At 71.1% G+C, this 21637-nt stretch carries 39 protein-coding genes; 3 read left to right on the top strand and 36 right to left on the bottom strand.

What is annotated here, in order from left to right:
* Position 1: 1 nt before the first annotated feature.
* The 17 genes from ACIQMX_RS40575 to ACIQMX_RS40495 form a co-directional block, all read right to left on the bottom strand.
* Positions 2–280: a hypothetical protein gene (locus tag ACIQMX_RS40575; RefSeq protein WP_402486234.1), complete on the bottom strand. Its 279-nt coding sequence runs from the start codon at positions 278–280 to the stop codon at positions 2–4.
* Positions 281–282: 2 nt separating this feature from the next.
* Positions 283–981 (bottom strand): hypothetical protein, encoded by a 699-nt coding sequence (locus tag ACIQMX_RS40570; RefSeq protein WP_402486231.1) that lies wholly within the window; start codon positions 979–981, stop codon positions 283–285.
* On the bottom strand, positions 978–2327 hold the full coding sequence (locus ACIQMX_RS40565; RefSeq protein WP_402486229.1) for a phage portal protein: 1350 nt from the start codon (positions 2325–2327) through the stop codon (positions 978–980). Before ACIQMX_RS40565 ends, ACIQMX_RS40570 begins: the two co-directional genes overlap by 4 nt.
* A 13-nt stretch (positions 2328–2340) precedes the next feature.
* Complete coding sequence (locus tag ACIQMX_RS40560; RefSeq protein ID WP_402486226.1) at positions 2341–4122, bottom strand: terminase large subunit; 1782 nt, start codon at positions 4120–4122, stop codon at positions 2341–2343.
* Positions 4091–4573 (bottom strand): phage terminase small subunit P27 family, encoded by a 483-nt coding sequence (locus ACIQMX_RS40555; protein WP_402486223.1) that lies wholly within the window; start codon positions 4571–4573, stop codon positions 4091–4093. Before ACIQMX_RS40555 ends, ACIQMX_RS40560 begins: the two co-directional genes overlap by 32 nt.
* 112 nt (positions 4574–4685) lie before the next feature.
* A complete protein-coding gene (locus tag ACIQMX_RS40550; protein ID WP_402486220.1) occupies positions 4686–4931 on the bottom strand; it encodes a hypothetical protein in 246 nt (81 codons plus the stop codon).
* Positions 4932–4950: 19 nt separating this feature from the next.
* Positions 4951–5217 (bottom strand): HNH endonuclease, encoded by a 267-nt coding sequence (locus tag ACIQMX_RS40545; protein WP_402486217.1) that lies wholly within the window; start codon positions 5215–5217, stop codon positions 4951–4953.
* 421 nt (positions 5218–5638) lie between these two features.
* Positions 5639–6034 (bottom strand): hypothetical protein, encoded by a 396-nt coding sequence (locus tag ACIQMX_RS40540; protein ID WP_402486214.1) that lies wholly within the window; start codon positions 6032–6034, stop codon positions 5639–5641.
* 36 nt (positions 6035–6070) lie between these two features.
* Positions 6071–6337: a MerR family transcriptional regulator gene (locus tag ACIQMX_RS40535; protein WP_402486212.1), complete on the bottom strand. Its 267-nt coding sequence runs from the start codon at positions 6335–6337 to the stop codon at positions 6071–6073.
* Between the two features lie 171 nt (positions 6338–6508).
* On the bottom strand, positions 6509–6763 hold the full coding sequence (locus ACIQMX_RS40530) for a DUF6221 family protein (protein WP_402486209.1): 255 nt from the start codon (positions 6761–6763) through the stop codon (positions 6509–6511).
* Positions 6760–6921, bottom strand: coding sequence for a hypothetical protein (locus tag ACIQMX_RS40525; RefSeq protein WP_402486206.1), 162 nt, complete (start codon positions 6919–6921; stop codon positions 6760–6762). The genes ACIQMX_RS40530 and ACIQMX_RS40525 overlap by 4 nt, the downstream gene beginning before the upstream one ends.
* A gap of 138 nt (positions 6922–7059) precedes the next feature.
* On the bottom strand, positions 7060–7896 hold the full coding sequence (locus tag ACIQMX_RS40520) for a hypothetical protein (protein WP_402486203.1): 837 nt from the start codon (positions 7894–7896) through the stop codon (positions 7060–7062).
* Positions 7896–8351, bottom strand: a complete 456-nt coding sequence (locus tag ACIQMX_RS40515; protein ID WP_402486200.1) for a hypothetical protein — start codon at positions 8349–8351, stop codon at positions 7896–7898. Before ACIQMX_RS40515 ends, ACIQMX_RS40520 begins: the two co-directional genes overlap by 1 nt.
* A gap of 13 nt (positions 8352–8364) precedes the next feature.
* The gene (locus ACIQMX_RS40510) at positions 8365–9018 is read right to left on the bottom strand and encodes a hypothetical protein (protein WP_402486197.1); all 654 of its coding nucleotides are present in this window, start codon (positions 9016–9018) and stop codon (positions 8365–8367) included.
* Positions 9015–10052 carry a protein transporter Sec31 gene (locus ACIQMX_RS40505; RefSeq protein ID WP_402486194.1) on the bottom strand — a complete coding sequence of 346 codons (1038 nt, stop codon included), beginning with the start codon at positions 10050–10052 and terminating at the stop codon, positions 9015–9017. The genes ACIQMX_RS40510 and ACIQMX_RS40505 overlap by 4 nt, the downstream gene beginning before the upstream one ends.
* Before the next feature lie 68 nt (positions 10053–10120).
* On the bottom strand, positions 10121–10264 hold the full coding sequence (locus ACIQMX_RS40500) for a hypothetical protein (RefSeq protein ID WP_402486192.1): 144 nt from the start codon (positions 10262–10264) through the stop codon (positions 10121–10123).
* Positions 10264–10608 (bottom strand): hypothetical protein, encoded by a 345-nt coding sequence (locus ACIQMX_RS40495; protein ID WP_402486189.1) that lies wholly within the window; start codon positions 10606–10608, stop codon positions 10264–10266. Before ACIQMX_RS40495 ends, ACIQMX_RS40500 begins: the two co-directional genes overlap by 1 nt.
* A 141-nt stretch (positions 10609–10749) precedes the next feature.
* Between ACIQMX_RS40495 and ACIQMX_RS40490 the strand changes: the two genes are divergently transcribed.
* A complete protein-coding gene (locus ACIQMX_RS40490) occupies positions 10750–11004 on the top strand; it encodes a hypothetical protein (RefSeq protein ID WP_402486186.1) in 255 nt (84 codons plus the stop codon).
* A gap of 61 nt (positions 11005–11065) precedes the next feature.
* Here the strand turns inward: ACIQMX_RS40490 and ACIQMX_RS40485 are convergent, their stop codons facing one another.
* The 18 genes from ACIQMX_RS40485 to ACIQMX_RS40400 all read right to left on the bottom strand — a co-directional run bounded on the left by ACIQMX_RS40485 (position 11066) and on the right by ACIQMX_RS40400 (position 18786).
* Positions 11066–11800 (bottom strand): hypothetical protein, encoded by a 735-nt coding sequence (locus ACIQMX_RS40485; protein WP_402486184.1) that lies wholly within the window; start codon positions 11798–11800, stop codon positions 11066–11068.
* A gap of 25 nt (positions 11801–11825) precedes the next feature.
* Positions 11826–12107 (bottom strand): hypothetical protein, encoded by a 282-nt coding sequence (locus ACIQMX_RS40480; protein WP_402486181.1) that lies wholly within the window; start codon positions 12105–12107, stop codon positions 11826–11828.
* Entirely contained in the window at positions 12104–12439 is a 336-nt protein-coding gene (locus ACIQMX_RS40475; RefSeq protein WP_402486178.1) for a hypothetical protein, read from the bottom strand. The genes ACIQMX_RS40480 and ACIQMX_RS40475 overlap by 4 nt, the downstream gene beginning before the upstream one ends.
* The gene (locus ACIQMX_RS40470) at positions 12436–12825 is read right to left on the bottom strand and encodes a hypothetical protein (RefSeq protein ID WP_402486175.1); all 390 of its coding nucleotides are present in this window, start codon (positions 12823–12825) and stop codon (positions 12436–12438) included. The genes ACIQMX_RS40475 and ACIQMX_RS40470 overlap by 4 nt, the downstream gene beginning before the upstream one ends.
* Complete coding sequence (locus ACIQMX_RS40465; protein WP_402486172.1) at positions 12822–13358, bottom strand: histone-like nucleoid-structuring protein Lsr2; 537 nt, start codon at positions 13356–13358, stop codon at positions 12822–12824. The genes ACIQMX_RS40470 and ACIQMX_RS40465 overlap by 4 nt, the downstream gene beginning before the upstream one ends.
* Positions 13340–13534 (bottom strand): hypothetical protein, encoded by a 195-nt coding sequence (locus ACIQMX_RS40460; RefSeq protein ID WP_402486169.1) that lies wholly within the window; start codon positions 13532–13534, stop codon positions 13340–13342. Before ACIQMX_RS40460 ends, ACIQMX_RS40465 begins: the two co-directional genes overlap by 19 nt.
* The gene (locus ACIQMX_RS40455; RefSeq protein WP_402486166.1) at positions 13531–13854 is read right to left on the bottom strand and encodes a hypothetical protein; all 324 of its coding nucleotides are present in this window, start codon (positions 13852–13854) and stop codon (positions 13531–13533) included. Before ACIQMX_RS40455 ends, ACIQMX_RS40460 begins: the two co-directional genes overlap by 4 nt.
* Positions 13851–15455 carry a hypothetical protein gene (locus tag ACIQMX_RS40450; protein ID WP_402486163.1) on the bottom strand — a complete coding sequence of 535 codons (1605 nt, stop codon included), beginning with the start codon at positions 15453–15455 and terminating at the stop codon, positions 13851–13853. The genes ACIQMX_RS40455 and ACIQMX_RS40450 overlap by 4 nt, the downstream gene beginning before the upstream one ends.
* Positions 15456–15484: 29 nt before the next feature.
* Positions 15485–15916, bottom strand: coding sequence for a hypothetical protein (locus tag ACIQMX_RS40445; protein WP_402486160.1), 432 nt, complete (start codon positions 15914–15916; stop codon positions 15485–15487).
* Entirely contained in the window at positions 15913–16119 is a 207-nt protein-coding gene (locus ACIQMX_RS40440; RefSeq protein WP_402486157.1) for a hypothetical protein, read from the bottom strand. Before ACIQMX_RS40440 ends, ACIQMX_RS40445 begins: the two co-directional genes overlap by 4 nt.
* On the bottom strand, positions 16116–16367 hold the full coding sequence (locus ACIQMX_RS40435; protein WP_402486154.1) for a hypothetical protein: 252 nt from the start codon (positions 16365–16367) through the stop codon (positions 16116–16118). The genes ACIQMX_RS40440 and ACIQMX_RS40435 overlap by 4 nt, the downstream gene beginning before the upstream one ends.
* On the bottom strand, positions 16360–16680 hold the full coding sequence (locus ACIQMX_RS40430; RefSeq protein WP_402486151.1) for a hypothetical protein: 321 nt from the start codon (positions 16678–16680) through the stop codon (positions 16360–16362). The genes ACIQMX_RS40435 and ACIQMX_RS40430 overlap by 8 nt, the downstream gene beginning before the upstream one ends.
* 1 nt (position 16681) lies before the next feature.
* On the bottom strand, positions 16682–16810 hold the full coding sequence (locus tag ACIQMX_RS40425) for a hypothetical protein (RefSeq protein WP_402486148.1): 129 nt from the start codon (positions 16808–16810) through the stop codon (positions 16682–16684).
* Positions 16807–17481, bottom strand: coding sequence for a hypothetical protein (locus tag ACIQMX_RS40420; protein ID WP_402486145.1), 675 nt, complete (start codon positions 17479–17481; stop codon positions 16807–16809). Before ACIQMX_RS40420 ends, ACIQMX_RS40425 begins: the two co-directional genes overlap by 4 nt.
* Positions 17478–17876, bottom strand: a complete 399-nt coding sequence (locus ACIQMX_RS40415; RefSeq protein ID WP_402486142.1) for a response regulator transcription factor — start codon at positions 17874–17876, stop codon at positions 17478–17480. Before ACIQMX_RS40415 ends, ACIQMX_RS40420 begins: the two co-directional genes overlap by 4 nt.
* Positions 17873–18223: a hypothetical protein gene (locus ACIQMX_RS40410; RefSeq protein ID WP_402486139.1), complete on the bottom strand. Its 351-nt coding sequence runs from the start codon at positions 18221–18223 to the stop codon at positions 17873–17875. The genes ACIQMX_RS40415 and ACIQMX_RS40410 overlap by 4 nt, the downstream gene beginning before the upstream one ends.
* An 87-nt stretch (positions 18224–18310) precedes the next feature.
* Positions 18311–18496 carry a hypothetical protein gene (locus tag ACIQMX_RS40405; protein WP_402486136.1) on the bottom strand — a complete coding sequence of 62 codons (186 nt, stop codon included), beginning with the start codon at positions 18494–18496 and terminating at the stop codon, positions 18311–18313.
* A complete protein-coding gene (locus ACIQMX_RS40400) occupies positions 18493–18786 on the bottom strand; it encodes an XRE family transcriptional regulator (RefSeq protein WP_402486134.1) in 294 nt (97 codons plus the stop codon). Before ACIQMX_RS40400 ends, ACIQMX_RS40405 begins: the two co-directional genes overlap by 4 nt.
* Before the next feature lie 266 nt (positions 18787–19052).
* On the opposite strand from ACIQMX_RS40400, the gene ACIQMX_RS40395 reads away from it, so the two are divergent.
* Together ACIQMX_RS40395 and ACIQMX_RS40390 are read left to right on the top strand one after the other, a co-directional pair.
* On the top strand, positions 19053–19448 hold the full coding sequence (locus ACIQMX_RS40395; RefSeq protein WP_402486131.1) for an XRE family transcriptional regulator: 396 nt from the start codon (positions 19053–19055) through the stop codon (positions 19446–19448).
* A 181-nt stretch (positions 19449–19629) separates the two neighbouring features.
* Positions 19630–20088, top strand: coding sequence for a hypothetical protein (locus ACIQMX_RS40390; protein ID WP_402486129.1), 459 nt, complete (start codon positions 19630–19632; stop codon positions 20086–20088).
* A gap of 1 nt (position 20089) precedes the next feature.
* On the opposite strand, the gene ACIQMX_RS40385 is transcribed toward ACIQMX_RS40390, so the two are convergent.
* Positions 20090–21601: a recombinase family protein gene (locus ACIQMX_RS40385; protein WP_402486127.1), complete on the bottom strand. Its 1512-nt coding sequence runs from the start codon at positions 21599–21601 to the stop codon at positions 20090–20092.
* Positions 21602–21637: the final 36 nt, after the last annotated feature.

Below are 21637 nucleotides of genomic sequence, written 5' to 3'. Positions count from 1 at the left end.
GTCAGACCCCCTCGCGCTCGGGCCAATGCCACGTGCCGCCACGCTGGATCGGCTCGGACTGCGGGCAGCGGTTGAAGAAGATGCCGCCCGGGTTGAACACGGCCAGGTCCAGCACAACGGCGTCGCTGTCCCATTCCTCGGCGTGCTCGGCGTCCGCGACCGGCAGCGCTCCTTCGGGCACGCCGGTCACGATGGCGGCCCGGCACTGCGAGGTGTACTCGCCGCCGGGGGTGCCGTAGCTGACGTAGTGGACGATGCGGCCGACGCTGGGCTTGGCCATGGTCAGGACCCCTCTCGGGTGTAGTCGAGTCGGCAGTTGCAGTTCGCGGTCTCGGCCGCGTCACCGTTCGCGTCCCCGGGCCAGCGCAGCCCGTTGTCGAACGTCGTCCCGAGCGGGACGGAGTCGCCGCCCATGCGCACGTGCGAGGCGCGCGGGTTCTTGCCCCCGGTGCGCCACACCTTGTGGGTCAGGCCGGACGCCCCGGCAGCGTCGTGGCCTCCGAAGGACCGGGCCTCGGTGGACGCGGTGACCGCGCGCACGCCGGCCGCCGTCACCCAGGAGCCGAGGCCTGCACGGAGGTTGGCGCGCCAGTCGCCCTCGTCCGCCACGGCCGACGTCGCCGCGGTGTACGCCGCCTGCTCGTACTCCGTGGCGTGAGACTCGGCGGCCTTCGCCAACCAGGCCTCCATGACGGCCGCGTCCCAGCCGTCCGCCTCCGGGTTCCACACCCCGAGGACGTCCCACGCGCCGATCTGCGCGAGGCGGAACCCGTACCCCTGCATGAGGGCGGCGAGCTGCGCCTGGCGCTCCGGGGACTGCGCGGCCCACAGGTCGTAGAAGTCGGGCGGGCCGTCCGCCTTCGCGTCGGCCGCGGACAGCAGGATGTCGGCCTGCTGCTGCGCCCATCCGGTGAGCGCCGCGGTGTAGGCGTCCCGCTCGGCGGCGAACGTCCCCAGGTCCTCAGGCCGCGCGGCTTTCAAGCCGGGCGGCCCTGACCTTTTGGGAGGGCGGGCGGCGAGGCCGTGTCCGTCGGCGAGGCGAGGCCGCCGACCAGGACGTTGAGCGGGGTGACCAGTTCGTCGGTGCCGTCCACGTGCGGCAGGTTCAGCTTGCTGCGCGCCTCGGACCTCAGCATGTACGGGGCGCCGGTCGCGGTCTGCAGGATGCTCGCCTGCTCTGTGAACGAGCCGCGCAGCTTCGCCTCTACGTTCGCCTCTACGTAGAGGTTCGACCCGGGGGCGATGAGCGGGACGAGCATGGTGTTGATGACGTCCTGCAGCATCGTGATGTCCGGGCCTACCGAGTGGGTGTAGAGCATCTGCCGGAACGCGTCCAGGTTGGAGAACGTCCCCTCGCGCGCACCCACCAGCTCGGGCGGGATGTGGTAGAAGGACGCCACCTCGGCGTCCGTGAGCCGTCGGCCCTCGATGTCCTGGGTCTCGCGCGGGTTGAACGCGTTGACGGTGACCAGCTTCATGCCGTCCTCGAGGAGCGGCGTCCCGCCCACGGTCGGGCCGCGTCCGATGAACGCGTTGAAACCGGCCAGGAAACGGTCCCGTGCCGTCTTCGACCAGCTCGGTGCATCCGCCGGCCGTTCAAGGACGACCGGCACTCGCGCGCCGTTCTTCCACACCGATCGGCGCCACTCCACCGCCTCGGCCTGCTCGGCGAGGATCTGCTGCATGGTCTCCATGGGCGAGGTGCCGTCCGCGCCGACCGTGGCATACCCGTGGTCGAACAGGTACGGGGCGGGCAGCGGCACCACCTCGGCGGGGCCGCGCGAGCTGATCAGGTACAGGGCGGCGGGCTGGTCGTCGTCGTCCGCCAGGACGTGCATCCTGCGGGCCGGCTTCCGGCGCAGCTCCCACCCAGACGGTGTGTCGGCGTTGGGGAGGACCTGCATGCACCACCGGTCGTGGATGAGCCAGTCGACGATGACCGAGTGCCACAGCCGCGATGGTGGGACCGCCGGGGCCGGGTGCGCGAGCAGCTGCGCCAGCGGGTGATCTGTGACCCTGCGCCGGTCGGTGTCGGAGACCCGCTCGTAGACGTTCCAGGGGATCGTCGACAGGGCCCGGGCGATGTAGTCGACCACTTTGCGGACCGACGGCTGGGTCTCCCAGACGTTCAGCGCGGCCGCGGTGCCGGCGTAGTTGGACAGCGGGACGCCGGGGTCAACGACCCTGATCCCGTGCTGGGTGACGTACCGGCCGAGGTCGGCCAGGTCGCCGAACTGCTCGGCGGCCTTGGCGAGGACGGGCACGCCGTCCTGGTCGATGACCCGGGCCGGCGGGTGGTGCTTGGTCCAGCGGTGCCAGAACGCCATAGGACGCCCCCTCTCAGATCGCTTCGAAGTCGCTGTCCTCGTAGGCGGACACGCGCCGGGGCGGCCGGACGAGGATCTCGGAGATCGCGTCGCACAGCGCTGATATGCCGTCGATCTTGTCGCCGGAGTTGGCCTTGTCCGGCTTGACGTTGCCTGCGGTGTCCATGGCCACGGCGAGGTTGTCGACCATCCACGTCATGACCGGGTTGCCGCCGTGGCGCAGCATCGGCCGGCCTTTCGCTCCGAGGAGCAGCAGCCGCTTAACGGCTTTCAGGGCGGGCGACATGGTCTTGAAGCCCTGGCCTACGCCGACCATCGGGGCGCGCTCGCCCTCGAGGTCGTTGGTGAGCGACGTACTGCCCCACCGGTCGAACCCGAGCGCCTTCACGTCGAACGAGTCGAGGTCCTTGCGGATCTGCGCGCCGATCGCGTGGTAGTCGGTGACGTTGCCTGGCGTGGTGCGCAGCCAACCCTCCTTGACCCACCGGGAGGCCGCGTCCGCCGTGCGCTTGTCCAGGGACGGCAGGTTGTCCTCCGGTGTCCAGAACCGCAGCAGCAGGTCCAGGCCGCCGTCGGTGTCGTCGGGGAACAGCCACGCAAGCGCGTTCAGGTCGGAGACGCTCCCGAGGTCCAGGCCGCCGTACGCCTCGCGGCCGCGCAACTTGACCTCGTCGACCAGGGCCTGATTGGCGCGCCAGGCGTCCAGGTCCAGGAACTTGGTGACCTGCTTGGTTCGGATCCCCAGGTGCAGGCGCTGGAACGCGGCCAGGTCTGCCGGCGACTGCTGGGCGCCGCGCGCCTTGCGAGCGAGGTACGCCCGGGTCGGACTGATCCCGAAACCGGGGTTGGCCGCCCGCCACGTCTCCTCGACGAACGGGTCTGCGTCCTTCGGTACAGCGAAGATCACGCCGTACACCGACGGGTCCTCGAGAACGCCGCGCGCCAGCTGCTCGATGCGCGTGCGCTTGCGGGCGTAGATCGTCTCGGGCTTGCCGGAGTCCGCCGTGGTGATCATGACGATCAGGGGCTGCCGCCTCGAGCCGGTACCGGACTCGATGACCTCCACCAGGTCCGGGCTCTTGTAGACGTGCAGTTCGTCGATGATGCCGGCGTGCAGGTTCGCCCCGTGCTGGGCGTCTGCCGCGTTCGCGATCACCTCGAAGTAGCTGCCGCTCTTCGGGTGGACGATCTTGCCCTGGTACGCCTTGACGTGGCCCTTAAGCGCCGGGGCGCGCTCGGCGAGCTGCTTGATCGGCGTGAACACGAACCCGGCCTGCGCCTTGGTCGTCGCCGCGGCGACGACCTGCGCGCCGGGCTCGCCGTCCGCGCACGTCATGTAGACGGCGATACCGCCGGACAGGGTGCTCTTGCCGTTCTTGCGGGGCACGTCTACGTACAGCTCGGAAATGATCCGCACGTACATGTCGGCGTCGTCGTCCCAGTGGACCCACCCGAACACCGGGGCCAGGATCCATGCGACCTGCCACGGGTCCGGGATCAGCGGGCGGCCTGCCCACTGCCCTTGGGTGTGGCGCAGCAGAGAGAACGACTTGATGACCTTGTCGACGCGCTCGGGGTCGAACCGGGCGCCAGGGACGTCCCGGGGCTCGGGCGTCTTGATCAGGGGCGGGCAGTCCGGGAGAGCGATACCCCGGGAGACGAGGTACCAGCCAACCTCGGGTGACAGCTTGAGCCGCTCGAGCTCGGCATCATCCAGGAACGCGCCGGGGACCGGGGCGGCCTGCTCAGGCTCGGCGGCCTTCCTACGCGAACGGGTTGTCGTCCTCGCTGCCATCGTCGGCCCCTCTCGCCAGGGCCTGCTCTGACGAGGGGGACAGGCCGAACTGGGCGGCGAACCCGCGGAGCTCGCGGCCGGCGTTCCGCGCGATGGCCACGGACGGGTTGGGCACGGTCTTCTCGGTGGACGATCCGTCCGGCCGGTTGGTGATCTGTTGGACGGTCAGGCCGGTCAGGGTCACGTCGCGCGTCGCGGTGACGAACACGGACCAGGTCTCGCAGTAGGCGGCGAGCATCGCTCGGTCCTCCTCCTTCAGGAGGTCCAGGCGCTGCAGGCCGGGGACGACACGGCGCCACTCGGCGGCCGCCTCCCTGGACAGCCACGTCGGGGGCTTCGGGGGGAGCCGTCGGAAGGCCGGCGGAGGCTTGACCGTGCGGCCGCCGGAGTCGCGGCCGTCCCCTCTACCGGTCAGCAACTTAAGCGCTGCGGGCTGTGCGGTGCGCCCCATGCCTACCTCCTGACCTGCGCAATCACTGGTGACGCTGCGTCATTTCCCCAGTTTTGAGTTCACAATTCTGAGCGTGTATGTGCCGAGCTGACGGCGCCGGGCCCCCTGGCGATCATCCTGGAGATCTGGACTCCCCTACCCCCGGGGAGACGGGAGGGGCGGCGAGGCCGAACGCAGTGGGATCGTCCCGCAGCCAGGCGCCCAGCTCGGTGAACAGCGCAGCCAGCTGCAGGCGGACCTCGGGCATCTCAACCGAGCCGTTGTGGACGGGGACGGTGATCTCTCCGATGTCGGTGCAGACGTGTTCGGTACCGATCTCAACATCCATGTGGACGGAGCCGGTGATCTCAGCGGCCATGGGGTGTGCCTCCGTTCGGTCAGCGGGTTTTGCGACGGGCCCTGTTGGCACGCGCGGCCTCGGCCTTGGACTTGATGAGGTGGCATGGCTCGCAGATGAGCCCGAGGTTGTCGAGGTCCTCGGCTGCTCCGCCCTCGGCGATCGGCGTGATGTGGTCGAGCTGGTGCTGATGCTCGGCGTCCGGATCGTCGTCTCGGTCGGGCTGCTCGATGCCGCATCGGTAGCAGCATCCGTTGTCGCGGTCGGTGGTTCGGCGCTTCAGCGTGCGCCATCTGCCAGAGCTCACGCCGTAGCGTGCTGCCTTGTCATCCCTGCCTGCCCACGGGATGCGCTGGTGGTCTTCACAGCGCCCCTTGGGCACGAGGGTGGAGCAGCCGGGCTCAGCGCACCGGGTAGGGGGTCGGGTGGGCATGGGGGGGCTCCCGGGGGGTCGGGGGGTGCCCCACCGAGGCCCCATCCGTGGGGACGGGGCCTCGGTGGGGCAGGGGTACTACTGGCGCCACTCGTCCCGGTAGTCCCGTGCGGTGAGCTCGTCGACTTCGCTCTTCCAGTCCGTGCCCTGGCAGCGGAGGCACGGCGGTACGACCATCAGCAGCCTGCATTCCTCGGCGCTGAATAGGCGATTCGCACCACAGGAACCGCACCAGTGCGGGTGAGTCGGGCGCGGGTCGTCACACCCGTCGCCTGGGCGGCCAGCCATCAGTCTTTCAACCTTCGTCGGTGGGCTCGGCGGCGTGCTTGGTGTGCACGAGGATGGCGAACTTGCGGGCGTCTGCCTCACGTTTCGCTGCGCACTCAAGGAGCATGGCGGACTTGCCGTCTGCGCCTTCGATGGTGACGAACAGCTTGGTGGCGTCCTTCTTGAGCGCCAGGGCGAAGATGCCGGTGGCGAGGACGCGGGTGGCTGTGATGCGCTTCGCGGCCTCGCCGCGGTCGATGGTGATGGTGGCGCCGGCCACGAGGACATCCATCTGGCCGGGTGTCGTGAAGCGCAGCGGGTCCTTTCGGACCATCATCTGGCCGACTGCTCCGGATGCGAGGCGTAGCTCAAGGAGTGCCTTGGATGCGGCCTTCTCCTCGGTTGTCTTCTTGGAGCCGAACATGGTCCCCCCCAGGGATCGCGGTGAAGGGGAATCGTGTCACGGATGCGTGGGAGCGGTGAGGGCCTCGGGGATGCCGAGGAGTCTCAGCGCGCGGCCCCGGGTTGCGACTTCGGCTCTGGTGACGTCGGCGAGCGTGTACATGGGGTGGCCGCGGTCGGTGAGGCCGGTCGGCTGCAGGTGGCCGCGGCGTGCCCACTGGCGGATGGTGGCGGGCCGGATGTGGGCGGTGCCAGCGGTGAGGGCCTGGCGGGCGCGGTCGGCGTGGGTGGCAGCCTCGGCGGTGGTGAGCCATGTCGTGCTCATGGGCCTCCGTCCGGGCGTACGAAAGCCCCTGACCGCCGGTCAGGGGCTTGCTGGGCACACGTGTGGTGCTGGCAGCAGTGTGACGCCAAATGGTGATCATGTCCAGCGCGATCGGTCCGGACGCGCCGAGGCCCCGTCCTGCAGGGAGCAGGGCGGGGCCTCGTTCGAGCATCAGCGCCGCAGCCATGGAGCGCCAATGATGGGTCTGGACGGTACGCGGCGGGCGACGTGGTCGGCCAGATCGCCGTCGAGTTCGTTTGTCGCCCTGGACTCGCCGTTCGGGCCGTCCTGCAGCAGCAGGTACTTCGATCCCCAGAGGTACTCGCCCGTCTCGATGCGCTGGGCGCCGACGGCCCGCGCGATCTGCTCGTCTTCGTCGAGGCGGTCGCGGAGGAACTGCACCAGGTCGTCCATGTGCTCCATCATCCCTTCTTGAGCCAGCCGCCGCGGGAGGCCTGGTAGTCCGTCTCATAGCCCTTGCCACGCGGGTCCTTGGGGAGGCGGGTCGGCATGCTCGCGGGCAGCCGCTTGGCGGGCGCCGGTGCGGTCGCGGGGGTCTCGTTCTTGCGTCGACCGAATGCCATGATCGTGTCCTGTCTCTGTGATGGGGATGGGCCCGGGGCCGGCCGAACGTCTTGGCGGATGGCGGCCGGTCTCGGGGGTTGAGCCGGTCTGTACGGCTCCCCTCGCCGCCCGTACGTGACGGGCGGATCGGGCAGCCGTCAGCGGGTGTGGTGCTGTACGCGTGCTGCAGCTGGGTTCTTCGGGTCGTCGGTGACGGTGAACGGGTAGTCGTTGCCCGCGTTGTTGTTGTTGCTCTGACCTGGGACAACAACGCCAACAACAGGGGGGTCAGAAGGAGGTGGGGGGAGTGGGGGGAAGTCCTCTTTATGGACCCCCTCGCGGCCGCCCGTCGGGGGCACCCTCACCCCGGGGCGGATACGCACCTCGTGGCGGGCCAGGAGGGCGCGCACATCTGCGGTGGCCCATGGGGTCGCGGGGAGGCCCACAAGCGGGGCCCGGGAGAGGTGCTTGGCGAGGGCTGCGAGGTGGACGCCGGAGCCCTCGGTGTAGACGTCGGTAAGGAGCAGCGCGACGTGCTCGCGGGTCAGGATGTCGCGGGGGTGGCGGTCGTCGGCGGCGGGCTTCTCAGCCGGTTCCTCGTCCAGGGCCTCGGTGGGCTCCTCGGGGAGAGCGGCGGCGTAGCCGAGGAAGAGCGCGGTGAGCACCCAGGCGCCCGCGAGGGTGGCCGTGATGATCGTGGTGTACGGCAGGGTCTTGGTGAGGAAGGCGACGGCCAGGACGCCGAACCAGCGCAGCAGCGCCGACCCTTCGGTGTCCGGGGCAGTCTTCTTGGGCGCCTTCTTCGAGGGCTTCGCCTGCTCCTCCCCCGGGCCGGCCTCCTCTGCCTGGTCGGTCGCCTCCGTGTTGTCGGCGGCGGGCTTGGCCGGGGGCTCGGCGGGCTTGGGGTGGGCGTTGCAGAGCCAGTCCACGGTCCAGCGGGTGACCTTTTCGGAGCCGACCCAGAGGGCGGTCCAGAACGCGATCCAGTGCTCCATCAGGCGCCACCGCCGAACATCATGAATGCGGCTGCGACGAACTGCCCGGGGACGGCCCAGATGGATCCGTCCCCTGCTGCGGGCCAGGTGAACGCAGCGATCAGGCAGAGGACTGCGGCCCGGGTCGGGTTCAGCGGGGCGACCACCATCAGGATCACGAGCAGGGTGCAGGCCGCGCCGATGCCGAACTCTCCGAACGGCCCGCCGGCACCTCCGACGCCGAGGCCGGTCCAGCCCTGCTCAACGACCTGCTGAGGGCTTGCCCAGATCTTCCCGGCGGCGATGTAGGCGGAGCCGGCAGCGAACGCGACGACACCGGCCCAGACGATGTCGAGCTTGCGTGATCCCTTGCCGATGACGCCGAAGACGAGCAGGACGGTGAGGCAGAGCGCCAGGCCGCCCGACCCCATGAATCCGAGAACGGAGCTCCCGCTGTTGGGGGCTGCGAGGTACATGACGGGGCGTCTCCTAGAACGTGCCGGGCGCGTAGAGCGCCAGGGCGAGGACGGCGGTGCACACGGGGATTCGGGCGGCCCAGACGGTGACCGGGCGCAGCGCGGGGGGCATGTACGGCAGGCCGGGGAGGTAGGACGCGACGATGTACGTCACTGCGGCCATGGCGATGCCTGCGGCGGGTGCGCCGTTGCCGGCGGATGCGAGCAGGTCGGCCATCTGTCCGGCGAGGCCGAGCCACCAGCCGACGGCGGCGGCGCTGCCGTGGTAGACGAGCCACAGGCGGCGGCGGTGGCGGCGCTCGCGGGCCCACTCGTCCTCGACCGACAGCGCGGCCTGGGGCTCGGGGGTGGGCTGGTTGACGGTGACGTGGATGCCGGGCGCGGCCGCGGTGATCTCCTGCGGCGTGGGCTGGGGTTCGGGGGCGCGCTGCCGGGTGCCGAACGGGGTGGGCCGTACGTGCCACCAGGGCCGGGGCGGCTCGGGCTGCTCCTGGTCGTCGTCGTCCTTGTCGTCCTGGTCCGCGGTGTCGGGTTCAGGGATGACGTGGACCTCGACGAGCGGGACGGGCTTCGGCTGCTCGTCGGCCGGCGGGCCGTCGATGGCGCGGCGCAGCAGTGCCCGGATCTGCCGTTCGGCTGCGTCGCGGGTGCCGTGATTGTCGTTCATGCCGTACGGCCCAGCTCGCGGTTGAAGACGCGGACGATGGTGGAGCGCGGGACACCTGTCCCGTGGATCTGGTGGACGTAGGACACGACCTTGTCCTTGTCCTGGACGCCGGAGGACATCGCTGTCCTGATGCTGTCCGTCACGGTCTGCCCGGTTGGGGTGATGACGGGCCGTGGGCCCGGTGACCTGCTGTCCTCGTTGTCCAGGACGGTCAGGACGGTGTCGGTGTCGTAGTCCAGGCCGAGGGTGTCGAGGTGTGCCAGGACGTCATCGTGGGACAGGTCGGGGACGGTTGTCCGGATGGCCCGGACAGCGGACAGGACAGTGGGGGACAGCTGTCCTGGCGTGTCCTGGCCGTTGTCCTGCAGGGCCCGTGCGGCGGGCGGGGCGGCGTAGACCGCGGCCTGGCCCTCGACCCGGGCGAGGGTGCGCAGCTGTCCCGCGAGGGCGAGGCGGGCGGTGATGTCGGCTTCCCGTTTGGCGAGCCAGCGGCGGGTCAGCTCGGGAAGCGGCCGCGCCTGGTGGCGCATCACCGTGGACCACATGTACTTCGCGATCGCGGATACGGCAGCCCCGGCGATCCCGACGTACAGGGAGTCCTCGAGGTGCCCGTGCGCGGCCACGGCGGCCATGTCAGCGATCAGGGCGACGGTTCCGGCGGTACGGGGGCCCTTGGCGCGGTCGGCGTTGTAGCGGGCGAGCCATTCCAGTGCCATGCAGCTGATCCAGACCAGGGCGAATGCCGAGGCGGCCAGGTAGGCGATCGGGGCGAGGACTGCGCGGGCGAGGAGGTCGCCGATGCTGGCCACGGACCAGATGATCGCGATGGCGAGAAGGCCGGCGGCCACGACGGTGACCGCGGTCATGACGATGTGGTCCCAGTCGCGGGGCGGAACGGGCACGAGGACGTCGTAGTCCTCCTCGACCTGCTCCGGGTCGCCGTTCACTGTGTGGGTGACGAGGCGCTGGCGGGTCTCGGTGCGGTAGCGGATGCCGGGGAGCAGCTGCTGCTCGGTCGGCGGTTCGGTGGTCACGCCTGGTCCTCCGGGGCGAGGGGTGGCCGGGCCGCAATGGGGGTGCGGCCCGGCAGGAAGGGGTGGTCTCAGCGGGCGGCGTTGACGGCGGCCGCGCGGGCGTCCGCAGCGGCGCGGCGGCGCTCGGCCTCGGCGCGCATCAGGTCCTGGCCGCGCTGGTACGCGGCCGCGGCCTCGGTGGCGCTCACCGAGGGCTGCTCGGCGGCGGCCATCAGGCGCCGGCCTTCTTGAGCAGGCGCATGCCGTACTCGGCGCGGGTGATGGGGGCCTCGGTGGCCGGCCAGTCGACGCGGGGCATGTGGCGGAGCAGACGGCCGGTGGCGGCGACGGCGTGCGGGGTGCCGAGGCCGTGGACGTCGGCGGCGGCCCGTCCGGCGTACGCGAGGCGGGTGACCTCCCGCATGATCAGCGTCGGTTCCACGCCGCAGAGCGCCGTGCCGATGTCGGCCATGAGCGCGCGGGTGGCCTGGTCGGGGGTGGTGCGGGCCTGGGCCAGTGCCAGGTTCATGTCGGGGGCCGAGGCGCAGGCCACGGTGGCGCGGATACGATCGCGCATGGTTGTCCTCCTGGTGATGCAGGTGGATGACTGGCCCCGGTCATATGGCGTTGCGAGCGCCGACCGGGGCCGTTCCGTTGCAGGCCCCACCGTAGGGAACCTGCTTTACAGTGTCAACAAGGTTAGGGCAGGATGACGCCTATGCCGGAGAAAAGGGAGCCGGAAACGTCGGACGAGGGGGAGCTGGTGAACCTGTCGCAACTGGCTGCGGAGCTCGGCGTCACACGTCAGTGGCTGCACGCGCTGCGCACCAAGGACCCGAGCTTCCCGGCCTCGCGCCGGCGCCCGGGCAGCACCCGGGAACTCTGGGACCTCGCCGAGGCCCGGGCCTACTACAAGGCTCGTGAGCTGCGGCCCGGGGAGCGAACAGACCTCAAGGCCCCGCCCGAGCAGTAGCAGCTGCGCCCCGCCCGTGACAGTCGGGCGGGGCGCAGTCGTGTCCGGAGCGTACTGAGCGTCAGGCCGCCGTGGCCTGGTGCGCACCGAGGCGCAGCGCGATGGCGGCCAGGACGGGCATGACCTGGGCGCGGTGGGCGGCGTACTCGTCGGGGGTGAGCCGTACGGTGCACGACTGGCAGGAGATGTGCCACTCGTCGTCGACGGCGACCAGCGCCCATCCCTGGCAGCCGGGGCAGGGCGCGTCCATGGGGCGGCGGCGCGGCGTGGTGTGGGTGATGCGGCGGATCCGCTGCAGGAGCGCCTCGAGCTGCTCGTACATGTCGGCTGCCCACGGCCGGGTCGCGGCGTACGGCAGGTAGGCGTCCAGCCAGGAGCACCAGGCGGTGATGCTGTTCCCGGCCCGGGCGACCGGGGCGGCGCCGCGCTCGATGTGGATGGTGCCGTGCTCGTCGCGCCGAACGTACGGGACGTCGGCGGCGAGGTAGCGGGCCCAGCCGACGAGCAGGGCCGTGATGGGGATGCCGGCGGCCTGGTCGCCGTGCGGGTCGGCGAGGGGGACGACGTGCCCGGGGCCGAGGAGGTCGAGGACCTCGAGGCGGACGGGCAGCGGGGAGTGCGCGCGGCCGCTGCCGCCGCGCTGCGCCGGTCCGGTGTCGGGCTGCAGGCTGTCCTGCAGGAGTGGCAGGTGGCGGGGGATCTCCCGCAGCCAGGTGTGGATCCGGTAGGTGCAGCCGTCGCACAGGTAGCAGTCGGCGGGGGCGTGCTGGTGGCAGATCTCGCAGGTGTTGTCCATGGCGTGCTCCTGGTCGTGCGGTGGGTCAGGGCGTGCGTTCGGCACGCCGCTTGAGGTAGGCCAGGAATTCGGCGACGGCGGCCTGGTCCCCGGGGGTGAGCCGCGTGTTCGGGTTGTTGCCGCACGGCGGTCCGCCCCGGCGGCGTGGGGCGTGGGCAGGGCAGAGATCGGGTCCGCGGGTGCTCCAGCCGGCTGCCTCGGCGGACTTGCGGGCCTGGTCCTCGTCGGCCGTGCCGGCGTGGTGCTGTGCGGCGCAGGTCCCGTACCGCCCGGACCTCTCGCAGAGGATGACGACGGACGCGCTCACTGCAGCAGCCCAGCGGCACGGGCCTGGGCGGTACGGGCCTGGTGTACGTCGTTGCGGCGGGAGCGGGTGCCGCCGTGGCTGCTGCAGAGCTCCCGGGCACGGGACTTGCAGGAGGGGCACGGCACGGCGATAGCCGGGAGGTCCAGGGCGGGCGCCGGAATGGCTTTCGCGGCGGGTGTGGTGTCGGGCATACAGAACTCCTCGATGGCGGCCCGGTCCTGCTCGGGGGTGCCGGGCGTGGTCGCGTTGACGCGGCGGGGGTGGGCAATGTGGCCGAGGGCGAGCGCGGCCGCGACGAAGACGACCGCAGCGGCCGCGATGACGGGGATCACTGGGCGCGCCTGGCCTTGTGCTGGGCTTTGTTGACCGCGCTGGCGTCCTTGCTGCAGACGTCGCACCTACAGCCCCAGTTCTTGTACGCGTTGGCGCCGTGGGTGAAGACGGCGGTGCCGGCGGCCCGTCGGGCGTACCGGTCGGCCTTGCTGGCAGCCAGGCCCGCGGCGTGATGCGTACGGCACTTCTCGCATCGGCAGCCGCGCCTGTACGCGCCCCACGTCCCGCACCCCCTCAGCGCCGGCGCCCAGGTGCTCGGGATGCCGTGGCGGTTCCGGGCCCGCAGCACGGTGCGCCACGACATCCCGAGCTCCTCGGCGATCGCACGGTCCGACTGGCCGGCCGCAGCCATCTCGCGGACCCGGTCCACGTGTTCAGGCGTCATCGCGCACCACCGTTCTGCTCACGCCAGGCCTGCAGGACGGCCTTGGGGATCTGGCCCCGGCTTGGCACGGCGAGGCCCTGAGACGTCGCCCAGGCCCGCACCTCGCCCTGGTCGTAGTCCCGCCTGACGGCCTTGCGCTTCGGGCGCAGCTGCTCCCGGCGGGCGCGTACGGCCTCGAGCTCCCTCAGCAGGCGCTGCTCGTCGGCCTCGGCCTGTGCCAGCTGCTCGTCGGCGGCCTGCAGCTCCCGCAGCTCCTGCAGGAGTTCGCGGGCCTGCTGCCCCTTGCGGGCGATGGACTTGGTGGGGTGTTTCTCGGCCCAGGTGATGAGTGCGCCGGTCGTGGCGACGGTCAGGCCGGCAGACGGTGCCGCCTGCGGGGTGCGCGGCCCGGGGACGGGCGGCTGAGCGCTCATGGACTTCCTCTTTCTGGCGATGATCTGCGGGATGCGGGGTGCCGGGTGACGGGGGACGTCGGGCTGCTCCTCGGCCAGCAGCTGCTGCAGCGCGGCGATCGTCATGCCGGCGGCGGCCACGGGTGCTTGGCCCGGTCACCGAGGCGCCATCCGTCCAGGCCTTCGAGGAGCTCCTGAACGTGCTCGGCTGCCTGCGGGTCCGGGTTCGTCCTGCGGCGGCCGCCGTAGCTGCCGTCCGGAAACTCCTCGCGGGCGGCGACCGCCCGGGCGAGCGTGTCGCTGTCCTCGCTGATCACGACTGCCGTCCCTGCCACGGCACCGGCCGGACACCGGTCCGCTGCCGCTGCCCGGTCCCGCTGCTGCGCCTCGGGGGCGGGCTGCTGCAGGTGGCGTGATGGGGCATGGCCTGCCACTCGCCCGGGCGGATCTCCGGCCGGGCCACGGTGACGGACCGGACGTACAGCACGCCGTCGGCGCCCTGCATCACGGCCAAGTTGCCCTCGGCGGTGGGCTCGGCGTCAACGGGCTGGCGCTTCCCGTTCGCGGTGGTGAGCGCCCAGCAGATCCGGGCGTTGCAGCGGCGGCAGATGGTGATGTGGGAGGTGCTCGGTTTCATGCTGGGTTCCTTCCGGGGTCGATCTCGGCGAGGTGGGGCAGGACCAGGGAGTGGCCGTAGAGGTAGGTGGCAGCGGCCCGTCCGTGTTCGGCGATGGCCTGGCGGACTACGGCCGGGGTCGCGGCCGCGCGCAGGGCGGCCCGCTCGGCCCGGTCCAGGACGGGCGGACCGCTGCTCACCGCCGGGGCGGGCACCGCCACCCACGCCACCGGGGCCCGGGGCGGCGGCGGTGGTTCGGGCGGCTGCTCCTGGACCACGCCCTGCTGCTGCGCCCCGGCGGCCTGCAGTGCGTGCATGGCGTTGTCGTGGCAGACGGGGCAGAGGTCGCCGGTGTGCCAGGTGATGCCGTCCTCGCAGGACTCGAGGCCGCAGCCGCGGCGGACCAGCCCAGAGCCGAGAATCCAGCGCCCGACGTCGCCGCGGCGCGGGGCGTCGGTGGTTACCCAGCGGCGGGCCAGCCGGGCCGTGAGGCGCTCGGCACCGGCCCCGGCGGCCAGCTGGCGGCCGATCTCGTGACCGATGCGGCGCAGCACGTACGGCCGGATGCCGGGGAGTTCGAGACGGACGGGCTCGAGGACGGACCAGAGGCGGGGCGAGAGCTGCAGCCCGGGGCCGGTGTAAGCCGAGTTCGTGGCCCCGCTGGTGTTGCTGCGCTTTTCGTCGTGACCTGCGGCGCGGAACGTCGGCCCAGCCGGGTTTTCCACAGGGCGGGCGCCCTTACTACCGGTGTCTCGCCTGCGGCGGATCCCACCACCCAGCTCGCTCTTTCGTCCGAGTCGGTCAGTCCTGTGGTCTTCCCTAGACGGGGAACCGTCAGCTGTGCGGGGAGCCGATCCGTCATGTATGTCAGGGGTCGCGGTGGCCGAAGCGGCGGCGGCCGCGGGCGCGTCCGGCTCCTCGTCGACGTCGTCGAGGACGGGGTGGAGCGGGCGGTGGTGCGCCTCGTAGATGTGCCGGCCGCGCGGGCCCTGGCGGCGGTGGATGGTGATCCAGCCGGAGTCCTCGAGCTCGTCCAGGAGGCGCATCACCTGTCGCTCGCCGAGCGGCGTACCGGCGCTGTCGCCGTACTGGTGGCGGACGACGTCGCGCAGCTCGGCCAGGGTCAGCGGCATGCGGCGTACCTGGGCGTAGGCGATGACGGCGTACAGGCGCAGCTGGCGCGGCGGGAGCGAGGTGGCGGCCCGGGCGGGCAGCCACACGAACAGTTCGTCCTCGTCCATGGTGCGCACCCAGCGTTCCGCGGACTCGCCCTCTCCGTCGCGGGAGGTGTGCCGGACGGTGATGACCTCGGCGATGCCGTCCGTGCCGGCGGTGTTGAGCTGCGTCAGCGCGCGCTCAACTGCGGATTTGGACAGGCCGAGGTAGGTGGCGATCGTCGCGACCTCGGCCCGGCAGTTCTCGGGACGCATCGCGAGTGCTGCGATCTTGACGTAGGTGCTCAGGGCCGCATCGGCGTACTGAGCACCTACGACCAGGCGCAGGGGTGTACGGACCCGGAAACCACCGCCGGTGCGCGGCCGTGCCGCTGCAGCCGCGCGGGGCGGCTGCAGGCACGGCGCAGCAGCAGCGGGGGCTGCTGCGTACGCGACGGCGGCGGTCAACGGAACTCCAGGGATAGGGGCGGGATGGGTCAGTCGTGCTGGATGAGCGAGGCGGCGGCGTGCTGCGGGATGTGGGCGCGCAGCGTGCCCTGGTCGTAGTTGCGCGACCCGGTGCAGGCGATCCAGCCGCGGGACTCGAGGACTCGCAGCGCGACGACGACCTGACCGGCAGACAGGCCGGTCGCTTGGGCCAGGCCGTGGAGGCGGGGCTGGCGGTGGTCCGGGATGTGGCCGGTGCGGTAGTTGCCGCGCGCGGCCAGGGCGAGGGCGACGAGGCGGGAGTGGGGCGTCATGCCGGAGGCGAAGATCGCCCTTCCGAACTCGACCCGGAACCGCGAGCTGTGCGGGAGGTGAACGGGGGCGAGGAGCGCGGCCTGGCGCTCCTCGGCGCGCTGGTGCGCGGGCGATTTCACGGCGAGGTCGGCGGGGCTCGGGCGGTGCGGCGCTGCAGCGGTCGTCATGACGGTTCCTGTTCTGCCGGCGGTTCGGTGTTCTGGTTGAGGTAGGACCCGGCGGGCCAGCCGGGTCCGGGCGGGGACTCCGGTCGGCCCGCCCAGGCGGATGGGGTGTGGCGGTCGCAGCGCCAGCCGGTGACGTACCGGCGGGCGTAGACGAGGCCGTGGCGGGGGTCGGCGTCGGCGCAGGGGCGTACGGACCCGCTCACCGGTCGGTGTAGATCCGGCCGCAGCGCCTGCAGACCAGACCGGCCGCGGTGAAGTCGTGCAGCCTCGAGTTGTGAGCGCACGTCAGGGAGTGGCAGGCCTGGTACAGGCCGCTCTCCGGCGGCGCGCCGGTCGGGTCGCCGTCGGGGCCGGCAGTCGGGGCCCGGTGACCGCGGGTGTAAGTGCTCACCAGGACCAGGGCCACGCCGACGGCGAGGACGAGCGCCCAGGCGGCGATCGCGTCAGGCACTGGCGGTCTCCCGCTTCGGCGACGTCACGCGGAGCTCGGCGAGCGCGATTCCGTACGTGGCGCAGAGGCCGGAGCACCAGACGCGGTCGGGGTCGGTGGAGCCGTAGACACCGGCGCGCACCCATCCGTCCTGCAGGTCGGCCTCGTTGGTGAGGTCGGCGACGTCGCCGCAGAGCGGGGTGGTGCACGTGCCGGGGGCCACCGGGGGCCTGCCGAGACGGGGCAGGTTCTCCATCGGGTCGGCGTTGGGGTCGGCCTTCTTGCGCGGGGACCTGGTCTTGAGCGACGGCGGGGAGTTGAAACCGGGGGCCATGTCAGCCCTCCTTGCGGTGGTGAGCGGTGCGGGTGATGTGGCGGTCGGCGAGCCAGCCGATGACGATGGCGGCCACGTCCAGGAGGCCGAGGGCGAGGACCGCGAGGAGTAATGCCTCCTCGCTGGTCACTCGTCGGCGTCCGGGTCGTACGCGGTCGCGACCTCGAGCGGGGTGACGGTGTAGCCGGTGGAGACGTGCTTGCCGTCCACCTGCACGTCGAGCTCGAGGCCGGGCAGCGCCTCGTCCTCGTCCTCGACGCACCACTCGAAAATCACCGTGACGTCGGCCGGGTACTCGCGGGAGACGAGCGCCTCGCAGTGCTGCTGTGCGGCCTCGGGCGTGGTGTACAGCCCGCAGCTGATCGAGTCGTGCCCGGCCCGGTACACCACCGGAGCAACGGCCGCCGCGGCATCGAGGCGGGCGAGGTGGCAGAGCGCATCGACCCAAGAGGCGATGACGGACGGTTCCTCGTCGCAGACCGAGGCCTCGCCGAGCTCGTCCAGGCCGCCGAGGATCTGGGCGCCCGTCGGCTGTTCACGCAGCGCCCGGGCCAGGGCGACCAGGACGGTGGACCGGGCCTCGTGCGACGGAGTGACCGCAGCCCCCGCGGGGGTGGTCTTCTCCAGGGCGTCAGCGATCCGGTTCGCCAGGCCGTCGAGCGAGCCACTCCACGTGTCTCGGCCCGTGTGGCCGAGCTGGGCGTAGGCGTACTCGACGGTGACGCGGGTGGTTTCGGGCCTGGCGCCGGGGATCAGCGCCATGAGGGCCTCGCCGATCGCGGTGAATTGTGTGTCGCTCATACCGCGCTCCGGTCCTGAGCGCCGGGCAAGGGGAGCAGGGTGGCGGGCCGGAGCAGGCCCAGCGACATGCCGACGGCCACGGCGTGGGGGCCGGAGTGGACGCCGAGCCTGCGGTACAGGGTCTGGCGGTGGCTGCGCGCGGTGTCCGAGCTCAGGCACATCCGGCGCGCGATCTCGTCGAGCGAGTCACCGACGGCCATGCCGATCAGCACACAGGTCTGCTGGTTCGTCAGCCGCACCCGGCCGACGCTGGGCGCCGGCAGGACGACCGCAGCGGTGGCGGCGTCGGCGGCCGCCACGGCCAGAGCGTGAACGTCGGCTGTGGTGATGGCCAGGTCCCGCTCCTCGGCGACGGCCAGGAGGCGGGCGCTGACAGCGGCGAGAGGGTTCGTCATGCGAGGTCACCGGACTCGCTGCTGTCGACGGCCCAGGCCGTGACCGGAACGCCCTTGACGACGGCGGTGGCCTGGTAGTGCGTGCCGCCCGGCCCGGACGTGGCCGTCACCTCGACGTCGTACGCGGCCGCGAACTCGGTGACGGCGGCGACGTCGAGGTAGTGCAGGTTCCCGCTGTACGCGCCGGCAGCGGCCTGGATCTGGTTCTGGGTGACGCAGAAGGGGCCGGTGTCGACGCGGCCCGCGGCCTGCCAGGTCGCGTTGTAGGCCTGCTGCAGGTGTGCCCGCCACTTCGGGGGGAGCTCGGTGGTGGTCTGCGGGACGGACTGGGTAGTCTCGGTGGTCACGGTGACCTCGATTTCTGAAGGGTTGAGGTGTGCCGGTTGAGGGGCTGCCACGGACCAGGCCCGGTCCGGGTGGCCCCTGATTTGCGATCAGGCGGCCTGCGGTGCCGAGTGTTTGCCCGTGATCGCGGGGGAACTGGTGCGGTGCAGGACGGCCAGGACGCTGATCTCGGCATGCGTGAGCTGGCAGGCGGGGCACAGTGACGGGGTCTGGTCATGGACGCAGTGCTCGTCCAGACCGGCCTGGAACGCCTCGGCGGGGCTCCGGCAGATCACGGCGCGCTCGCCATGTGCTCGGCCGGAGGGCCGTCGACGGGGACCGTGCGGCCGGTCGGTGCCCAGAGGACCAGGAGGTCTACGCCGATGGTCCGGGCGATGGAGTAGGCGACGTGATCGGGTTGTGTCCGGACGACGCTGTTCAGCAGGTGGTCGATCGTGCCGTGCGGGATGCCAGCGGCTGCCGCCAGTGCGCGCCTGCTGATGCTGGTCCCTGCCCCTGTGCGCTGCATGAGCTGACCCAGCAGTTCGGGGCTGACCAGCTTGTATCGCTGTTTTGCAGGATCCATGTGCAACCTCTTGGGCGGTGTGCCTAAAAACTTGGGCAGCCCCACAGTTGCACGCCTTGGGCAATGTGTCCAGTTTCTTGGGCATGCGCCGCATCCGTATTCGGCCAGGATTCGTTGGACCAGTGGCGCAGGGCGCCCAGAAACCTGGACACTGTGACCAGGGGGCTGCGGGCTCCTGCGTCATGAGCTGCAAAGATGCTGCCGTGCATCGTTGATCACTTGGGCACCCCGGACGCCCCACGCACCCCCGGACGAAGAGGATGGTCATGGCTGACGAGACGGCCCCCAGAACCGACCTGGCTGACTTGGTACGGATGCGGATGGACGAGCTCGGGCTCTCCTATCGCAGGGTGGCTGAGCTCGCCATCGATCCGGAGCAGCCGGAGCTTGGATCGCTTTGGACGCGGGGCACGCTTGAGAACCTGGCCAAGCGCAAGGTGATCAAGGCGCCAGGTGCTGGCGAATTGCGCGCCCTGGCGGTTGCGCTGCAGCTCCCTCTGCGACTCGTGCAGGATGCCGCCGCCGGCCAGTTCTTCGACCTCGACACCGTCTGGGCGGAGGACGCTGATACCCGCCTGATGGTTCGGCACTATCAGTCACTGAGCCCCGAGGACCGCGAGCGCTTGCGCTCCATCGCGGAGGCCTGGGGTAAGCCCAGGTGAGCGGATTATCGTAACTTTGAGTTAGTTTGATGTAACTGCTGGTCCGAATGTGATCGGCGATGCATGATGGGTCACCTGCCTGGGGGCGGAACAGATGGCTCCGGATCAGACCTGCTATTCGAACTAACGTGCGTATTGTGCAGTGGGTGACCGGGGTCGGGTACGGGGAGGTAGGCAACGCATGAGCGGCAACAGTGCGGGGACCGCACAGATCGAATTTCACATCGTGCCGATGGGGCAGTTGCCCGTCGGCCGGGCTTGCGACCTGGACGAGGAGGACGGCCGGATCGTGGCGCGCATAGGGCTGGCGCACGGCACGGCCGAGCTGTGCGAGGACCTCGCGTACATGCACCGGGTCCTCATGGAGCAGGGCCGATGGGAGCAGACGTCACCCTGTTCGAATCCCGCTCGTCTCGACCAGCCCAGTGAGGGCCTCGGGTTGGCTTACGTCTCCTGGGAGCGAGTCACCGGTGAGACCCTGCCCAAGGGGACGCTGGCTGCCCCCGTGGAGAGAGACGGCGTTCTCGTCTGGCTGCTTCATGAGGACCACGCATCCGAACAGCTCTGCGCTGAGATATCCGCCTACGCCCGCCGCATCGCAGGTGACGGGCTCTGGCGGCAGCACTGGCCTGTTGCCTGAGTCAGCCGCCCTTCGGTGTACCTGCTTCCGACGCGCGGTCAGTGCGGCTCCGTACGACGCGTACAGCGTTCGTATCGAACCCCGGGCCTCTGAGTGTCGTCGGGAGCAGGACGACGCCGTAGAGGGCCCGTACGGTCGCTGAGCGCACGTCTATGGATGTGGCGAGCCACTGCGTCGGGGTGATCCCAGCCATGCGTCCGATGAGGCGCTGCGAGGCTGACGCGGCGAGCCGGTCACGCGTCGACCTGATTTTCTCGTCGAACGAGGCCAGGGCCAGTAGGGCCATGCCGGCGTCGACCTCTGGGTGATCGGCCAGCGTCTCCAGTTGCCGGCGCACCTCGGAGCGGCGCCGCTCCAGCGTGGCGACCTCGTCGGCCAGAGCGGGGTTCTCGGCGGTGGCCGTGAGCTCGGCGAGGAAGCGGGAGTCGTTGAGCAGCGCCACCGCCTGGCCACTCACGTACGCGTCGAGGTGCTCAACGTTGCGGCCCACCTTGCGGCAGGTGTGGCAGTAGTACACCCGGGAGGTCTTTCGGTTCTTCCCGCCGACCGGCTTGGCCCGTACGTAGCCGCCACAGTTGTAGCACTGAGCACCGCCCACCCCCGAGAGCAGGTAGCGCCGCTCCCGGCCGGGATAAGGCGACTGCTCGGCGCTCGCCTCGTACAGGGCGCGCACGCTCTCCCACGTTTCCCGGGAGAGGAAGCCGTCCCATGCCGCCTCGTACAAGTCACCCTCGTGGTCGATGAGCCCGGCCGCGCGGGGTGCCGTCAGCACGTTCCGCAGAGCCTTCTCCGTCCATGGGTTGCCCTCGGTCGTGGTGCACCGGGTGTTGAGCCACCGGACCACGCCGGACTGCCCTTGGCCGGCCAGAAGCCGGTCCGCGGCGTCGGCCGCCAGCTCGGCCTCCTCGCGAACTTGCTGTGTGGTGTCGTACCGCGGCACCTCGAGCCACTCGCCGTCCGGCCCCGGGCGGGAGCGCGTGCCCACCTGGACGCCGTATCCGAACGGGCGGCGGCCGCCGGACTGGGTGAGGCCACGTTCGCGCCGGGCCGTCAGGGCGCGGCGGACTCGCCTGCTCGTGTTGTCGGACTCGCGGCAGGCCTGTGCGGCCTCGATGCGGAGGATGAAGCGGTCGTCCGGGCTGTCCAGGTCGCGCGTTCCGGACGGGCTGGCCACGCGCATGCCCTGCTGGTCCGAGATGCTGATCAGCTTCTCGAGGTCGTACGGCTGCCGAATGAGCCGGTCGCCGTGGTAGACCAGCAGCCCGTCGATCTCCCGGTTGTCGACGCACTGCAGCATCCGGTCCCACTGCGGCCGCCGGCGGTTTCTCTGCCAGGCGCTGCGAGAGTTGTCGGGGAAGATGTGCGCTTCGGAGATGGTCCAGCCGAGGCGCTCGGCGAGGGCGCGGCAGTCCGCCTCCTGGCGCTCGACCTTCTCGAGAGACCCGTCCGGGGCGTAGGACAGGCGACAGTAGATACCGGCCCGCTGGGGCAGCTTCTGGCGTGGGTACGACATGGCGAAAGTGTAGGTGTCTACCGCCGGGTTAGGGAG

Origin of the sequence: Streptomyces sp. NPDC091416, from assembly GCF_044756845.1 — a bacterium.
Lineage (GTDB): Bacteria > Actinomycetota > Actinomycetes > Streptomycetales > Streptomycetaceae > Streptomyces.
The sequence above is the reverse complement of the archived record's forward strand: the minus strand, read 5'-3'. Positions and strand labels throughout refer to the sequence as shown.

What these genes read in the sequence shown, in the direction of transcription:
- ACIQMX_RS40575 (WP_402486234.1), bottom strand. Translation starts at nt 280, where the DNA reads ATGGCCAAGCCCAGCGTCGGCCGCATCGTCCACTACGTCAGCTACGGC.
- ACIQMX_RS40565 (WP_402486229.1), bottom strand. Translation starts at nt 2,327, where the DNA reads ATGGCGTTCTGGCACCGCTGGACCAAGCACCACCCGCCGGCCCGGGTC.
- ACIQMX_RS40560 (WP_402486226.1), bottom strand. Translation starts at nt 4,122, where the DNA reads ATGGCAGCGAGGACGACAACCCGTTCGCGTAGGAAGGCCGCCGAGCCT.
- ACIQMX_RS40555 (WP_402486223.1), bottom strand. Translation starts at nt 4,573, where the DNA reads ATGGGGCGCACCGCACAGCCCGCAGCGCTTAAGTTGCTGACCGGTAGA.
- ACIQMX_RS40550 (WP_402486220.1), bottom strand. Translation starts at nt 4,931, where the DNA reads ATGGCCGCTGAGATCACCGGCTCCGTCCACATGGATGTTGAGATCGGT.
- ACIQMX_RS40540 (WP_402486214.1), bottom strand. Translation starts at nt 6,034, where the DNA reads ATGTTCGGCTCCAAGAAGACAACCGAGGAGAAGGCCGCATCCAAGGCA.
- ACIQMX_RS40535 (WP_402486212.1), bottom strand. Translation starts at nt 6,337, where the DNA reads ATGAGCACGACATGGCTCACCACCGCCGAGGCTGCCACCCACGCCGAC.
- ACIQMX_RS40530 (WP_402486209.1), bottom strand. Translation starts at nt 6,763, where the DNA reads ATGATGGAGCACATGGACGACCTGGTGCAGTTCCTCCGCGACCGCCTC.
- ACIQMX_RS40525 (WP_402486206.1), bottom strand. Translation starts at nt 6,921, where the DNA reads ATGGCATTCGGTCGACGCAAGAACGAGACCCCCGCGACCGCACCGGCG.
- ACIQMX_RS40520 (WP_402486203.1), bottom strand. Translation starts at nt 7,896, where the DNA reads ATGGAGCACTGGATCGCGTTCTGGACCGCCCTCTGGGTCGGCTCCGAA.
- ACIQMX_RS40515 (WP_402486200.1), bottom strand. Translation starts at nt 8,351, where the DNA reads ATGTACCTCGCAGCCCCCAACAGCGGGAGCTCCGTTCTCGGATTCATG.
- ACIQMX_RS40510 (WP_402486197.1), bottom strand. Translation starts at nt 9,018, where the DNA reads ATGAACGACAATCACGGCACCCGCGACGCAGCCGAACGGCAGATCCGG.
- ACIQMX_RS40500 (WP_402486192.1), bottom strand. Translation starts at nt 10,264, where the DNA reads ATGGCCGCCGCCGAGCAGCCCTCGGTGAGCGCCACCGAGGCCGCGGCC.
- ACIQMX_RS40495 (WP_402486189.1), bottom strand. Translation starts at nt 10,608, where the DNA reads ATGCGCGATCGTATCCGCGCCACCGTGGCCTGCGCCTCGGCCCCCGAC.
- ACIQMX_RS40490 (WP_402486186.1), top strand. Translation starts at nt 10,750, where the DNA reads ATGCCGGAGAAAAGGGAGCCGGAAACGTCGGACGAGGGGGAGCTGGTG.
- ACIQMX_RS40485 (WP_402486184.1), bottom strand. Translation starts at nt 11,800, where the DNA reads ATGGACAACACCTGCGAGATCTGCCACCAGCACGCCCCCGCCGACTGC.
- ACIQMX_RS40470 (WP_402486175.1), bottom strand. Translation starts at nt 12,825, where the DNA reads ATGACGCCTGAACACGTGGACCGGGTCCGCGAGATGGCTGCGGCCGGC.
- ACIQMX_RS40455 (WP_402486166.1), bottom strand. Translation starts at nt 13,854, where the DNA reads ATGAAACCGAGCACCTCCCACATCACCATCTGCCGCCGCTGCAACGCC.
- ACIQMX_RS40445 (WP_402486160.1), bottom strand. Translation starts at nt 15,916, where the DNA reads ATGACGACCGCTGCAGCGCCGCACCGCCCGAGCCCCGCCGACCTCGCC.
- ACIQMX_RS40430 (WP_402486151.1), bottom strand. Translation starts at nt 16,680, where the DNA reads ATGGCCCCCGGTTTCAACTCCCCGCCGTCGCTCAAGACCAGGTCCCCG.
- ACIQMX_RS40420 (WP_402486145.1), bottom strand. Translation starts at nt 17,481, where the DNA reads ATGAGCGACACACAATTCACCGCGATCGGCGAGGCCCTCATGGCGCTG.
- ACIQMX_RS40415 (WP_402486142.1), bottom strand. Translation starts at nt 17,876, where the DNA reads ATGACGAACCCTCTCGCCGCTGTCAGCGCCCGCCTCCTGGCCGTCGCC.
- ACIQMX_RS40400 (WP_402486134.1), bottom strand. Translation starts at nt 18,786, where the DNA reads ATGGATCCTGCAAAACAGCGATACAAGCTGGTCAGCCCCGAACTGCTG.
- ACIQMX_RS40395 (WP_402486131.1), top strand. Translation starts at nt 19,053, where the DNA reads ATGGCTGACGAGACGGCCCCCAGAACCGACCTGGCTGACTTGGTACGG.
- ACIQMX_RS40390 (WP_402486129.1), top strand. Translation starts at nt 19,630, where the DNA reads ATGAGCGGCAACAGTGCGGGGACCGCACAGATCGAATTTCACATCGTG.
- ACIQMX_RS40385 (WP_402486127.1), bottom strand. Translation starts at nt 21,601, where the DNA reads ATGTCGTACCCACGCCAGAAGCTGCCCCAGCGGGCCGGTATCTACTGT.